This is a genomic window from Streptomyces sp. NPDC025793 (assembly GCF_055558375.1).
In genome coordinates this window covers 17,607-29,690 of the sequence record NZ_JBVHMR010000062.1, presented here as the reverse complement: position 1 = coordinate 29,690, position 12,084 = coordinate 17,607, and the positions used below count along the sequence as shown (strand labels likewise).

Sequence of the window (12,084 nt, the reverse complement as noted above, 5' to 3'; positions counted from 1 at the left end):
GTCGACATCGAGGATGAGGCCTACACACCCGGCACCGCGAGCATCGACCGGCGCGTCCCCAGCACCCCGGCAACGTTCGTGGTCAACGCACTAGCTCAGCCGGTCTGTACGCAGCACCAACTCCAGCAGCCCCGGGAACCGCGCGTCGAATTCCTCGCGGCGGAGCCGGTTGACGCGCTTGGGTCCGTCGTCGCGCTGCTCGACGACTCCGGCGGAGCGGAGCACGGCGAAGTGGTGGCTCAGCGCCGCCTTGCCGACGGGCACGTCGAAGCTGCCGCAGGCGCGGCTCCATTCCGGGGAGTCCGCCAGATCACGTACCAGCTGGATCCGTACGGGGTCGGCGAGCGCTGCCAGCGCGGTCTGCACGGATACGTCGTCGGGGTGAGTGTGCTGGGGGGCGGGTCGGTGGCCGGTGCGTTCGGTCATGCCTCGAGCCTCTCTCGACTCTCACATCAGTTGCAGGGTGTTCGATGAAAACCATACACTCCGAGTGTTCGATTCTCGTTGAACACTCGATAAGGGGTGCCTGTCATGCGTGTTGTCCAGATCCAGGAGTTCGGCGGTCCCGAGGTCCTGAAGGTGGTGGAGGCCCAGGCCCCCGAGCCGGGCCCTGGGCAGGTCAGCATCGACGTCGCGTACGTCGGCGTGAACTTCGCCGACATCAAGGCGCGGGGCGAGGGCTACCGGGTGCCGTCGCTCCCCTTCGTACCGGGGCTCGAGGTGTCCGGGCGGATCCGCGCGGTCGGCGACGGCGTGACGGACCTGGCGGTCGGCCAGCCGGTCGCCGCGCTCACCGCGGGCGGCGCCTACGCCGAGGTCCTTGTCGTCGACGCCGCAACCGTCTTCGCCACCCTGGACGGCATCGACCTGCGCACCGCCGCCGCTCTGCCGACCGTGCTGCCGACCGCGCACGCGCTCCTCCACGAGGTGGGCCGTCTGTGCGATGGCGAGACCGTGCTCGTGCAGGGAGCGGCGGGCGGAGTCGGCACGGTCTTGGGCCAGTTGGCCAAGGCGTCGGGCGCTGGGCAGGTGTACGGCGTGGTGTCGAGGGCGGCGAAGGCCGAGTACGCACTCAAGTACGGGTACGACGAGGTTTTTGTCGGGGACTTCGCCGACGAGGTGCGCGCTGCGACGGGCGGGCGGGGTGTCGATCTCGCGCTCGATCCGGTCGGCGGTGAGACTTTCCAGCGCAGCCTGGGGGCGCTGGCGCCCTTCGGCCGTCTCATCTCCTTCGGCAACGCGAGTGCGGCGGAGCCGTGGAGGCTGGGGCAGCAGGAGTTGTTCAACGGAGCGGTCTCGATCGCGGGCTTCTCGATCCTCACACTCGCGAAGACAGCGCCGGACACGCTGCGCGAGATCGCGGCACGGGCGTTCCGCATGGTGGCCGATGGATCCGTGCACCTGCCCATCACGGCGGAGTTCCCGCTCACGGAGGCGGCGGAGGCACACCGTTTGATGGAAGCGCGCAGCAGCACGGGCAAGCTGTTGCTGCGGGTGGCCGATTAGACAGGAAGCGTGAGCGACGACAATCCGGGTCCACAGAGTAGCCGTCAGCAGGTGGACGACGGCTTTTTCGTCCAGCTGCCGGTGCGCGAGCCATTTCGGGTGAGGCGCTTGGCCATCACGGTGATGAGTGCCGAGTTCAGGTGGGCTTCGGAGTGCTGGGGCAGGCGCTCGTAGTCGCGTGCGTTGCGGCGGGCGGCGTCCTTGGTGTGGTCGTCGGCGGGGCCGTGGCCGGTGGTGATGTCGGGCAGGCCGGTCCGGCTCGCTTCGGGCTGCTGCCGGTCGTGGGCGACGAGGAGCAGTGCCAGGGTGGCGGCGTCGCTGCGCACTTCCGCAGCCGGGTCGGTGATGCCCTGCTGCGTGGCGCTGTCGTCGTAGGTGCTGGGGCCGTGGCACAAGGCGATCAGGTCGAGTGCGGCGGCGGCCTCGAGGATGTCGTCGCGCTGGTCGAGGTGGGAGGCGATGAACACGTCGGGCCGTGTCTCGGGGGAGTGCTGCCAGGCTTCGACGGCCTTGGCCCAGTGGTAGGAGCGGGCGAACAGGGCGGTGTGGATGGCGGCAGCGGGCTTGTCGGCCGGTGCCTGGTCCGGATCGACGGCTGGCTCCGGGCGGGCTTCAGAGCTGGTCGTAGATGGCGGCGAGCTGCCGTAGGACATTGGTCGCGGTGCCCAGGGCAGTGGTGTCGTGGTGTGCGAGTGCGGCGTCGAGTGCCTGGGTCAGGGCGGCCTGGCGTTCGTGGTGGCGGCTTCGGCCTGCGTCGGTGAGGGCGACCAGCACCGATCGCTTGTCGTCGGCGGGGCGTTCGCGGGTGACGTAGCCGGCGGCGGCGAGGCCGTTGACCAGTTGGGTGGTGGCGGCGCCGGTGGTTTCGGTGGCGGCGGCGAGCCGGCCGATCGGCAGCGGGCCCGCCTCGGCCGGCACCCGCAGGGCGCGGGCATGGGTGAGGGAGAGCGCGCCGGGGGTGCGGGTGGCACGTCCGCGCAGGCGGGAGTCGGCGGCGCTGAGGCTGTAGGCGGCGCGGGCGAGTTGGTCGAGGGCCGCATCGCGGGTGGTGTCGGACATGACGATCTGGTAGTCCGCAGGGAGAGCCTTGACCCGAGCCGCGTGCGCCCGCCACTGCTTCTTGCCCTCGATGATGTCCTGGATGCTCACGTCAGCCTCCCAGCCGGCTCAATTTCCTTGCGACGTTCCTGTTCAACTGCTCGCGCCACCGGTCGCGATAGGTTCGAGCCCCTTCTCCACCGGCCAGCGCCGTGCAAAAGCCTCGGATGTCCTCGCCGAGCACGTCGTGAATGAAGACAGGCACGACGGGCGTCTAATGAACCGGGACTTTCCGGGGCCTGACGGCGGCTCCGATCCGATGAGATCCGATGGCGGATGATGACAGGGTTTGCTGACAGCTAGGGTCGAATGCGACCAACGACAGCGAGGAGCGGCATGGCCAACCTGGTCTACAAGCGGGTGTCGACCGACCAGCAGTCGACCGACCGTCAGAACCTCGTCCTCGACGAGGCCGGGATCGAGGACCCGGTCGTCTTCGAGGAGGACACCGGCACCTCCAGCCGCCTCCACCCGCTGGAACGACCGAAGTTCGGCGAGCTGCTCACGTACGCGCGGCCGGGCGACACCGTGCACTGAGCCTTCCCCTTGATCGTGGACACCTGGAGACTGGGATCTTGAGGTTCCAGAGGAAGTAGCACCAGGTGGGAAGCAAGTACACGAAGCGGTACACCGAGGAGTTCAAGCGGGACGTGATCGCGCTCGTCGACTCCTCGGGTAAGACGGTCACCGCGGTCGCGCGGGAGCTCGGTATCAGCTCGGAGTCCCTGCGCGGCTGGTACCGCCAGGCAAAGGCGGATCGGGGCGAGGGCGCCCCGGGCGAGCTCACCACGGCCGAACGCGAAGAGCTCAAGCGGTTGCGTCGGCAGAACGCCGAGCAGGCCAAGACGATCGTGGTGCTGCGAAAAGCCGCGGTCTTCTTCGCGAAGGAGAGCGATCGGTGAACGAGATGTACGCGTTCATCGAGGCGGAGAAGACCACCCACGGCGTCGCTTTCCTGTGCCGACTGCTCAAGGTGGCCCGCTCCTCCTTCTACGCCTGGCTCACCGCGGCCAAGACCCGCTCGGCCCGCCAGGCCGCCGACGAGGCCCTGGCCCACGAGTCACCGTCATCCAGGTCGCCTCCCGCCACACCTACGGCGTCCCGCGCATCCATGCCGAGCTGCGGCGCCTGGGGCGACGCGTGAACCGCAAGCGGGTCGCCCGCCTGATGCGCGAGCACGGCATCCAGGGAGCCCACCGCCGCAGGAGGCGTTCGCTGACCCGGCCGGACAAGAAGGCGAAGCCGGCTCCCGACCTGATCGGCCGCGACTTCCACGCCGAGACCCCCGGCACAAAACTGGTCGGCGACATCACCGGCCTGCCCACCGGCGAGGGCTGGCTCTACCTTGCCTGCTGGCTGGATCTGGCCACCCGCGAGGTCGTCGGCCACTCGATGGCCGGCCACCATCGCGCCGAGCTCGTCGTCGACGCGCTGAAGATGGCCGCCGGACGCGGCCGTCTCCAGCCCGGCTCCATAGCGCATTCAGACCGCGGCAGCGAATACACCAGCAGCCACTTCCGCCGCCACATACGCGAGTTGGGCCTCCGGCAGAGCTGCGGACGCACCGGATCTTGCTTCGACAATGCCGCAGCGGAGAGTTTCTGGGCCCTGCTCAAAGAAGGGATCGGCACCCGCGTCTGGCCCGACCGGACCACCGCCCGCGCCGAGGTCTTCGACTTCATCGAGACGTTCTACAACCGCCGCCGACTGCGCAAGCACAAGGTCTTCGGCTACCTCACCCCGGCCGAGACCCGGCAGCGGCACCAACACGACCTCGCGGCATAAGGATCGAGTGTCCGAGATCACGGGGAAGCTTCAGTTACAGCTGGACCCCGATTCCGGTCAACGCCCGGACTTCCATCTCCGCGTGCTTGTCCGGATCTGCGGGCCGCCTGCTGAACACGGTGCCGAGGAATCCGCAGACGAACGACAGCGGAATCGACACGATGCCGGGGTTGGTGAGGGGGAACCAGTGGAAGTCGGCGCTCGTGATGATCGACGTGGAGGTACCCGATACCGCCGGCGAGAAGGCGATGAGAACGAGGCAGGACACCAGTCCGCCGTAGATGCTCCACAGCGTGCCTGAGGTGTTGAAGCGCTTCCAGTACAGCGTGTACAGCATCGTCGGCAGATTGGCGGACGCTGCCAGCGCCAGCGCCAGCGACACGAGGAAGGCGACGTTCTGGCCGTCGGCCACGATGCCGCCGACGATGGCCAGGAAACCGACCACGACCGCCGTCATGCGGGCCACTCGTATCTCGGACCGGGGATCGGCCTTCCCGCGGCGTATCACGTTGGCGTAGACGTCATGGGCGAAGGAAGCCGAAGCGGCCAGGGTCAGACCGGCCACGACCGCGAGGATCGTCGCGAAGGCCACCGCCGAGACGATTCCCAGGAGCACAACTCCACCGATATGGAAGGCAAGCAGGGGCGCTGCGGAGTTCTGCCCGCCCGGGGCGTGAATGATCGTGTCGGAGCCGACCAGGGCGGTGGCGCCGTAACCGACGACCAGGATTCCCAGGTAGAACGTGAACATGGACCAGGAGCACCACACCACCGACCTGCGCGCCTCCTTGGCGTTGGGCACGGTGTAGAAGCGCATCAGCACGTGCGGCAGGCTGGAGATGCCGAGGACCAGCGACAGCGCCAGCGAGACGAAGTCGAGTTGGCTCGCCGCGCTCCGGCCGTACGCGTTGCCCGGGTCGAGCAGCCGCTCGCCCAACGGGCTGTGCCGGGTGGCCTGTTGCAGGAGCGCGGAGAAGCTGAATCCGAACTTGCCGATGATGAAGACGCTGATGAAGGTCACGCAGAGCAGGAGCAGTCCGGCCTTGATGATCTGGACCCAGGTCGTCCCCTTCATCCCGCCCACCAGCACGTAGAGGAGCATGACGACGCCCACGCCGGTGATGAGGAGTGCCTGTCCGCCCCTGGTGTGCACGTTCAGCAGCAGGGCGACCAGCCCGCCGGCGCCGGCCATCTGCGCGAGCATGTAGAAGAACGTGATCACCAGCGTGGCGTTGGCCGCCGCGGCCCGCACCGGGCGCTGTTTCATACGGAAGGCCATCACGTCACCGACGGTGAACCGCCCGGTGTTGCGCAATCTCTCGCCGATGAGCAGGAGGGCGACCAGCCAGGCGACGAGCCATCCGACGGAGTAGAGGAATCCGTCATAGCCGTTGACGGCGATCGCCCCGGAAATTCCCAGGAAAGAAGCCGCGGAGAGGAAGTCACCGGACATCGCGATGCCGTTTTGCATGCCGGTGAACGCGCTGCCCGCGGCATAGTAGTCGGACGCCGTCTGGTTTCGGTTGGTGGCCTTGTAGACGATGAACAGAGTGATGGCGACGAATATCAGGAACACGCTCAGATTGAGCGTGGGGCTACCGGTTTCACCGGCCGCGATCTGCCGTGTCATTCCTTGTCGACTCCTGCCAGTTCATGAATCCTGTCCACCTCCGGGTCAATCCTCTTTCGGGCGAAGCGCCGGTATGCCTGGAGGATCGCGACCGTGGTCGTGAACTGCGCCAGACCGAGGATGGTGCCCGTGTTGATTTCGCCTGTCACCTTGTGACTCATGAATCCGTGGGCGTAGGCAGAAAGTAGAGCGAACGTCACGTACCAGAAGAAGAAGAGCGCGCTCATCGGGAAGACGAACAACCGGAGCCGTCTGCGCAGCCTGACGAACTCCTGGCTCTGCTGAATCGCACCGTAGTCGGGCTCGCCGTCGTGACGAGGACCGGCGAACTCCCGTACGGCAGGCCGCTCGGACACCTTGAGGGCAGGAGACCTCACCGGTCTGGTCACGTTCCTCATTCCTGGGATTTCGGGCAGGAGGACGCACGGTTGCTCCTGCGGCGGACGAAGCGAAGGAGTGAGCCGTGGCCCCCTGAGCGGTGGAGTCTAGTGAGGCGTGGCCTCCCGTCAAACAACACCCCCCGGCCCGCACGGTGAGTGCCGATACCGCATGGGTGTTTTGACGCTCCCTTGGGGACGGCTTGACCATTCGGCGTCATGAACAGCCGCAAGCCGACGACGTCTTGATCCTCTCGTCACCTGGCATTTACCGAACCGAACCATGGGTGGGTGCGATACCGCAGACCGGAACGCCGAATGTGGAGAACGTGTGAGTTGGTGGATTGCCTTGTCGGCGCTGGTGCGGGGGCCGTTTGTTGCCGTTCACCCGGCTGCCCTAAACTCAGCCGACATGCAATGTACTTGACAGCAGGCCACTTGGTGTGTGGTGCTACGCACTCGAGAGCGGGAGGTGGAACAGCCGATGGGTTTTCTTCGGTGCGCCCGCGATGTCGCCCAGCCGGCCGGGAGTCGTTGGTTGACCCATTCCTTACCCTGTGGGATGCGATCCTCCACTAGACAGGGCGTATGCCCGCCCCTGCGTTCGCCCACCATGGCGTGACCGCAGGCAGTCGGTCCCTCCTCCGGCACCACCCCGTGCTGCCGGGCATCCCTATCCTGCTCAGGTGAAATCCCGGGAGAAAGCGGCATCGTGATACGTCCTCCCCAGCAAGCCGTGCCGAGTGCGGAGCTCATATCGTGACCGCGGTCAGGCGTGCGGCCGAGCGTTCTGTCCGGCCGTCGTGGTGGGCTCCGCTCGTGCAGTGGCGCGACTGGCGGCTGCTGGTGAAGCTGGCGGCGGTGCTTGTCGTGCCCGCCCTGCTCGCTGTGGGCCTGGGCGTCGTGCAGATCCACGGAGACGTCACCCGCGCCAACTCCTACGGGGGCATACAACGCCTGGTCAAGATGCGAGGTGAGCTGCGGACTCTTCTGGAAGCCCTGCAGATGGAACGCACGATGTCCGTCGAACGACTGAGTGGCGACACCGCCGGCGACCCCGCCGGTCTGCGGCAGCAGAAGCGGAGCGTCGACAGCGCACAGGCCGCCGTCGCCGGCACCAGGAAGCAGGACGTGTCCCTTACCGGCGTCGCGGCGCATCGTTATCGCGACGCCGTCGGCCTTCTGGCAGGCCTGCCCTCCGTTCGCGCGCAGGTGGCATCCGGCAGCATCGTTTCCTGGACCGCGCTCAACGACTACGGCGCGATCATCACGGGGCTGCTCGATCTGGACCAAGCGCTCCTCAGCGGGTTCACCGCACCTCAACTCTCCCGACCGGCGACCGCGTTGTACGACCTGGAGGCGGCCGAGGAGCAGATCCACCGCGAGCACGCGATCCTGCTCCAAGCGGCCGGCCGAGGCCATCCGATGAACCCGCGGCTCCGCATGGCGCTGCACGAGGCCGACGTACGCCTGCGGGACCGGCTCGCTGACTTCCGGACCGTGACGACCCCCACGGAACTGAGCGACTACCAGCGGACGGTGACCGGACCGGCTGTCAGCCGACGGGCGCACGTGGTGAGCGTCATGCTGGCCGCGCCCCGCGGGACGGGCGCACAGCAGACCACCACCAGCTCGCTGCCCGTCTCGGTCGACAGCTGGAACAGCGACTCGGAGAGCACCGGAGCGCTCGTCGACAACGTGTCGGACGGCTTCCTCCGCACGTTGCGCACCACATCGGCCCGGCTTCAGGACCAGACGAGCAATCAGGCGGGACTGGCGTCCGTCATCCTCTTCGCAGTGCTGCTGCTCGCCCTGGCTATCGGTCTCGGTATCGGCCGCCATCTGCTGCGGTCGCTGACCGTCCTGCGCTCCACGGCCCTCGATGTGGCCGAGCACCGACTGCCCGCCGCCGTCGCGCGCATGCGCGAGGGGCGGCAGGCGAACGTCGTGGTCGACGCCGTGCCGGTCCACACCACCGAGGAGTTCGGTCAGCTCGCCAGGGCGTTCGACACGGTGCACTCCCAGGCCGTGCGCCTGGCGGCGGAGCAGGCCGCGTTGCGCACCGACCTCCGGGACACCCTCGTCAACCTCTCCCGGCGCAGCCAGAGCCTCGTGGACCGTCTGCTGCTGCTGATGGAACAGCTCGAACGGCACGAGGAGGACCCGGAGCAACTGGCCAGCCTTTTCACGCTCGATCACCTGGCGACGCGTATGCGGCGCAACAACGAGAACATGATGGTCCTGTGCGGCAGCACGCTGGTGCGCTCTTCCCACAGTGCGGCGATGGACACCGTGCTGAGGGGTGCTGTCTCCGAGATCGAGCACTATCAGCGCGTGCTCGTCCAGCCCAGCCCGCCCGTCGACCTGATCGGGTACGCGGTCGGTGACCTGGGACGGCTACTCGCCGAACTGCTCGACAACGCCACCGCGTTCTCCCCTCCGAACACCCAGGTGGTCATCGGCAGTACCCGGCAGCCCGACGGCTCGGTACTGATCGAGATCCAGGACGAGGGCATCGGGATGGGCGTGAATGAACTGGCCGCGGCCAACCGCCGTGTGGCGACGGACACCGCCATGGGTACGGCCGCGTCCCGGCAGCTGGGCCTGTTCGTGGTCGGTCGGTTGGCCAGTCGGCACGATGTCGCCGTCCACTTGAGCTCGCAGCCGGGCGTCAGGGGACTGCGCGCCCGTGTGCTGGTACCGGCCAAGCTGGTCACGGCCCAGGCTCCGCCCCGAACAGGCCGGCCGCCGACCACGGCCGCACGGTCCGCCACCACACTTCCGACACGAGCGCGCGGCGACCGTCCGGACACCCGTGACACGGCAGCACGCCTGCCGCGGCGGCCAATCCGCAAGGCTGCCGTCACCACAAGACCTGTCCCGCCTGACAAAGGCGTGCCTCGCAAGCCCACCGGATCGTCGTGGTTCGCCCTCGCCGCACCGGCGTCGGTACCGGCCGCCCCCGGTGCCGACGCCGACGGCAGCATGGACACACCGGTGCCGCGCGCAGCGGCCGAAGGGCCCGCGCCCGTCCCGTCGTCCCCGCCCGCGACCCCCGGCGGTCCGGAGCCGGCAGGCCCCCCGGTGCCCGCGGCTGCCGCAGGACACCCGACCGGGCACGGTATGCAGGGGCCCGAGCAGCCAGCCGACCTCACACAGGCCGGATTGCCCAGAAGGGTTCCGCGTACGCGTCCCGCTCCGGCCCAGGCCGAGGGGCCTGCCACCGGCGACGGGGCAGCTGCGAGTTCCAACGCCAACCGAGCCCAGAGCTTCCTCAGCAGCTACCAGTCCGGTATCCGTCGGGCGCAGCCCGATCACACGCACAATCCATCGGCCACGGGCAGGAAGAACCCATGACACCAACCCACTCCCCGGAGGTGAGCCAGTTCGGATGGCTGGTCACCAACTTCACGCGGCGAGTTCCCAATGTGGCGCACGCCGTGGTGATCTCAGCCGACGGGCTGCTGCTCACCGCTTCCGACCAGCTGGCAGCCGATCGGGCCGAGCAGCTCGCCACCATCGCGGCCGGTGCCGTCAGCCTGGTCCAGGGTGCTGCCCATTGCCTTGACACGGGGTACGTGTTGCGCACGGTGATCCAGATGGAGATGGGCAACGTGCTGATGATGTCGATTCAAGACGGCTCGTGTCTGGTGGCTCTGGCAGCTCCGGACTGCGAAATCGGCCAGATCGCCTATGAGATGACCGTGCTCGTCGACCAGGTCGGAGAGATGCTGACTCCGGAACTCCGTACCGAGTTGCAGCAGTTCCAGCAGGCTGCGGCCCGATAGCCCGCACGAGGTGAACATGAGCACCGGTGGAAGCCCGTCCGGCCCTCGAAGAGATCAGGAAGCGGAGGACGAACAGACCTTCGCCGATGTGCTCAACGCGTTCAGTTTCGGCAGCGGACGACGCAAGCGGAAAGGCTCCGGCTCGCGGGGCACGCCGCAGGACAGGACACACGACGAGAACGGCGAAGCCTCGCTGCCGCCTGCCGCCGAGCCGTACGGGCAGACGCCCCGGTCGGAAGACCAGCCGGCCGCCGGGGAACCAGGGAACGCGGGGCAGGAAGCACCGGCCGCCTTCGTGCGCGCCTACGTATGGACGGGTGGCCGGACCGAGTCGCACTGGCAGTTCGAGGTCGAGACCCTGGTCAGCGTTGCCGACCCGACCGGTGCCCCGAGTGCGGCCACGCAGTCGGATCGTGCGGTGCTCGACCTGTGCCGGGAGCCGAGGTCGGTGGCCGAGGTGGCGGCACTGGTGGCGGTCCCGCTGGGCGTGGCCAAGGTGCTTCTCGGCGACATGGCGGAGCGCGGGATGATCGTCGTTCACGGGACGGCGACCGGCCTCGGCGATGCCCCCGCCCACGGGCTGCTGGAGAGGGTGCTGATCGGACTGCGCCGGCTCTGACCTTGTCCCTGCCGAGAATCTCGTCCGTGCAGGTCAGGCCGCATGCTGGTACTCGTGGAGGGTGCCGCCGAGGCGGTCGCGTCGTCGTATGCCGAGGTGGGCGATGGCGTCCGGGTCGGTGATCGGCGGAGGCAGGGGGTGCAGCGGGCGGGCGTCTGCGATGCCTTGGGGGGGCCGGTGGGAGCTGCAGTGCTGTTCGAACTCGCGCAGGGCGTGGAGCAGGTGGCGCTGGTTCCAGACCAGGGTGCGGTCCAGCAGTTCGCGTCGGCAGGTTGGCATCCAGCATTCATCCGCGGCATCCGGATCCCGCTGAGCACGACCTCGATCCCCGCGTGTCGAACAGGGCGGGGTACTTCCCGTCGCGGTCGCGGATCATGAACCGGGCCCGGCAGTCGGCATCCTCAAGATCCATGACGAGGTTCCTGGCGGCCTGCGCCACCCAGGAGGCGGCCGGGTGCACCGTCGCGCCCAGGACGGGGATGCGCCGGCCGGCGTGCCCGATCACCGCGAACACGTACAGGCGCGCCCCGGACAGGGTGACCGCTTCGAAGAAGTCACATGCCGGCAGGGCATCGGCCTGGGAGCGCAGAAAGTCCGTCCAGGTGCTGGAACCCCGCTCGGGTGCCGGGTCGATCCCCGCCTCCTTCAGGATCTCCCACACCGTGGAGGCGGCCACCCGCACGCCCAGAACCAGCAGCTCGCCGTGGATGCGCCGATAGTCCCAGCCGGGATTCTCCCGCGCCAGAGGCAGCACGAGAACGCGGATCGAGCGCACCGTACGCGGCCGACCCGCACGCCCCGGCCGGGAACGGGCCGCGTGGCGGCGCGCGACCAGGTCACGGTGCCACCGTCCCGACGTCGACCTCGCCTACGCCACCTCCGCCACGCCTGGCGGTGTCGCAGCCGTCAACGGCGACAGCGGCGGCCCGGTCTTCGCCAGCGTCCGCAACCACACAGCCGATGTAGCACGCGGAACCATCACCGCCCTCGACCGGACGGTCGCCTGCCCGCCTGCATACAACCCCGACACCGTCCTCGACGGTCATCGCAGGGCACCCTGGTGCCTGGCTGGTGTCTACTACGTACCCATCGGAAAGACTCTCCACGACATGCACTGGACCCTGGTCACCGAGTGACCCTTCACAAGACCAGAGCCGTGCCAGATGCCTCCTGAGCTGCAGCGGGGCGGAAATCGAGGGGCGACCGCAGCGACCGGCTGTCCGTGCGGCCCGAGCACTGCTGAAGTTCAGCACGCCCCGCGACCCGGCCGCCTCGGCCGCG

General features: G+C 68.4%; 12 protein-coding genes and 4 pseudogenes. 8 read left to right on the top strand and 8 right to left on the bottom strand.

Annotated elements, in window-relative coordinates; all coding sequences use genetic code 11:
• Positions 1 to 90: 90 nt before the first annotated feature.
• Positions 91 to 426 carry an ArsR/SmtB family transcription factor gene (locus tag ACZ4MF_RS44715; protein ID WP_467499596.1) on the bottom strand — a complete coding sequence of 112 codons (336 nt, stop codon included), beginning with the start codon at positions 424 to 426 and terminating at the stop codon, positions 91 to 93.
• A 105-nt stretch (positions 427 to 531) separates the two neighbouring features.
• Here ACZ4MF_RS44715 and ACZ4MF_RS44710 point away from each other — a divergent pair, with 105 nt between their 5' ends.
• Positions 532 to 1,506: a zinc-binding dehydrogenase gene (locus ACZ4MF_RS44710; protein ID WP_467499594.1), complete on the top strand. Its 975-nt coding sequence runs from the start codon at positions 532 to 534 to the stop codon at positions 1,504 to 1,506.
• Between the two features lie 50 nt (positions 1,507 to 1,556).
• Here ACZ4MF_RS44710 and ACZ4MF_RS44705 read toward each other — a convergent pair.
• The 4 genes and pseudogenes from ACZ4MF_RS44705 to ACZ4MF_RS44690 all read right to left on the bottom strand — a co-directional run.
• Positions 1,557 to 1,700, bottom strand: a pseudogene (locus tag ACZ4MF_RS44705) (IS5-like element IS4811 family transposase); the annotation flags it as partial.
• A gap of 418 nt (positions 1,701 to 2,118) precedes the next feature.
• The gene (locus ACZ4MF_RS44700; protein WP_467499602.1) at positions 2,119 to 2,565 is read right to left on the bottom strand and encodes a MarR family winged helix-turn-helix transcriptional regulator; all 447 of its coding nucleotides are present in this window, start codon (positions 2,563 to 2,565) and stop codon (positions 2,119 to 2,121) included.
• Positions 2,548 to 2,655: pseudogene (locus ACZ4MF_RS44695) on the bottom strand (DUF1048 domain-containing protein); the annotation flags it as partial. The gene ACZ4MF_RS44700 and the pseudogene ACZ4MF_RS44695, both read right to left, overlap by 18 nt.
• A 1-nt stretch (position 2,656) precedes the next feature.
• Positions 2,657 to 2,797, bottom strand: a pseudogene (locus tag ACZ4MF_RS44690) (DUF1048 domain-containing protein); the annotation flags it as partial.
• A 143-nt stretch (positions 2,798 to 2,940) separates the two neighbouring features.
• Between ACZ4MF_RS44690 and ACZ4MF_RS44685 the strand changes: the two are divergent.
• The 4 genes from ACZ4MF_RS44685 (at position 2,941) to ACZ4MF_RS44670 (ending at position 4,389) form a co-directional block, all read left to right on the top strand.
• Complete coding sequence (locus ACZ4MF_RS44685) at positions 2,941 to 3,141, top strand: recombinase family protein (protein WP_467499592.1); 201 nt, start codon at positions 2,941 to 2,943, stop codon at positions 3,139 to 3,141.
• 65 nt (positions 3,142 to 3,206) lie between these two features.
• Positions 3,207 to 3,506, top strand: a complete 300-nt coding sequence (locus tag ACZ4MF_RS44680; RefSeq protein ID WP_467499590.1) for a transposase — start codon at positions 3,207 to 3,209, stop codon at positions 3,504 to 3,506.
• Positions 3,503 to 3,748: a hypothetical protein gene (locus ACZ4MF_RS44675; protein ID WP_467499604.1), complete on the top strand. Its 246-nt coding sequence runs from the start codon at positions 3,503 to 3,505 to the stop codon at positions 3,746 to 3,748. The genes ACZ4MF_RS44680 and ACZ4MF_RS44675 overlap by 4 nt, the downstream gene beginning before the upstream one ends.
• Positions 3,673 to 4,389: an IS3 family transposase gene (locus ACZ4MF_RS44670; protein WP_467499600.1), complete on the top strand. Its 717-nt coding sequence runs from the start codon at positions 3,673 to 3,675 to the stop codon at positions 4,387 to 4,389. Before ACZ4MF_RS44675 ends, ACZ4MF_RS44670 begins: the two co-directional genes overlap by 76 nt.
• 34 nt (positions 4,390 to 4,423) lie before the next feature.
• Here the strand turns inward: ACZ4MF_RS44670 and ACZ4MF_RS44665 are convergent, their stop codons facing one another.
• Entirely contained in the window at positions 4,424 to 6,019 is a 1,596-nt protein-coding gene (locus ACZ4MF_RS44665) for a solute symporter family protein (RefSeq protein WP_467499588.1), read from the bottom strand.
• Positions 6,016 to 6,417 carry a DUF485 domain-containing protein gene (locus ACZ4MF_RS44660; protein ID WP_467499586.1) on the bottom strand — a complete coding sequence of 134 codons (402 nt, stop codon included), beginning with the start codon at positions 6,415 to 6,417 and terminating at the stop codon, positions 6,016 to 6,018. The genes ACZ4MF_RS44665 and ACZ4MF_RS44660 overlap by 4 nt, the downstream gene beginning before the upstream one ends.
• A gap of 738 nt (positions 6,418 to 7,155) precedes the next feature.
• Here ACZ4MF_RS44660 and ACZ4MF_RS44655 point away from each other — a divergent pair.
• The 3 genes from ACZ4MF_RS44655 to ACZ4MF_RS44645 are packed head-to-tail and all read left to right on the top strand — an operon-like array spanning position 7,156 to position 10,803.
• Positions 7,156 to 9,753 (top strand): sensor histidine kinase, encoded by a 2,598-nt coding sequence (locus ACZ4MF_RS44655; protein WP_467499584.1) that lies wholly within the window; start codon positions 7,156 to 7,158, stop codon positions 9,751 to 9,753.
• Positions 9,750 to 10,184, top strand: a complete 435-nt coding sequence (locus ACZ4MF_RS44650; RefSeq protein ID WP_467499582.1) for a roadblock/LC7 domain-containing protein — start codon at positions 9,750 to 9,752, stop codon at positions 10,182 to 10,184. The genes ACZ4MF_RS44655 and ACZ4MF_RS44650 overlap by 4 nt, the downstream gene beginning before the upstream one ends.
• 16 nt (positions 10,185 to 10,200) lie before the next feature.
• Positions 10,201 to 10,803 (top strand): DUF742 domain-containing protein, encoded by a 603-nt coding sequence (locus ACZ4MF_RS44645; protein WP_467499580.1) that lies wholly within the window; start codon positions 10,201 to 10,203, stop codon positions 10,801 to 10,803.
• Between the two features lie 33 nt (positions 10,804 to 10,836).
• Here the strand turns inward: ACZ4MF_RS44645 and ACZ4MF_RS44640 are convergent.
• Positions 10,837 to 11,653: pseudogene (locus ACZ4MF_RS44640) on the bottom strand (helix-turn-helix domain-containing protein); the annotation flags it as partial.
• Positions 11,654 to 12,084: the final 431 nt, after the last annotated feature.

Excerpts from the sequence above, each read along its gene's own strand:
- ACZ4MF_RS44660 (WP_467499586.1), bottom strand. The coding sequence starts at position 6,417 with ATGAGGAACGTGACCAGACCGGTGAGGTCTCCTGCCCTCAAGGTGTCC.
- ACZ4MF_RS44665 (WP_467499588.1), bottom strand. The coding sequence starts at position 6,019 with ATGACACGGCAGATCGCGGCCGGTGAAACCGGTAGCCCCACGCTCAAT.
- ACZ4MF_RS44650 (WP_467499582.1), top strand. The coding sequence starts at position 9,750 with ATGACACCAACCCACTCCCCGGAGGTGAGCCAGTTCGGATGGCTGGTC.
- ACZ4MF_RS44645 (WP_467499580.1), top strand. The coding sequence starts at position 10,201 with ATGAGCACCGGTGGAAGCCCGTCCGGCCCTCGAAGAGATCAGGAAGCG.
- ACZ4MF_RS44715 (WP_467499596.1), bottom strand. The coding sequence starts at position 426 with ATGACCGAACGCACCGGCCACCGACCCGCCCCCCAGCACACTCACCCC.
- ACZ4MF_RS44710 (WP_467499594.1), top strand. The coding sequence starts at position 532 with ATGCGTGTTGTCCAGATCCAGGAGTTCGGCGGTCCCGAGGTCCTGAAG.
- ACZ4MF_RS44685 (WP_467499592.1), top strand. The coding sequence starts at position 2,941 with ATGGCCAACCTGGTCTACAAGCGGGTGTCGACCGACCAGCAGTCGACC.
- ACZ4MF_RS44700 (WP_467499602.1), bottom strand. The coding sequence starts at position 2,565 with ATGTCCGACACCACCCGCGATGCGGCCCTCGACCAACTCGCCCGCGCC.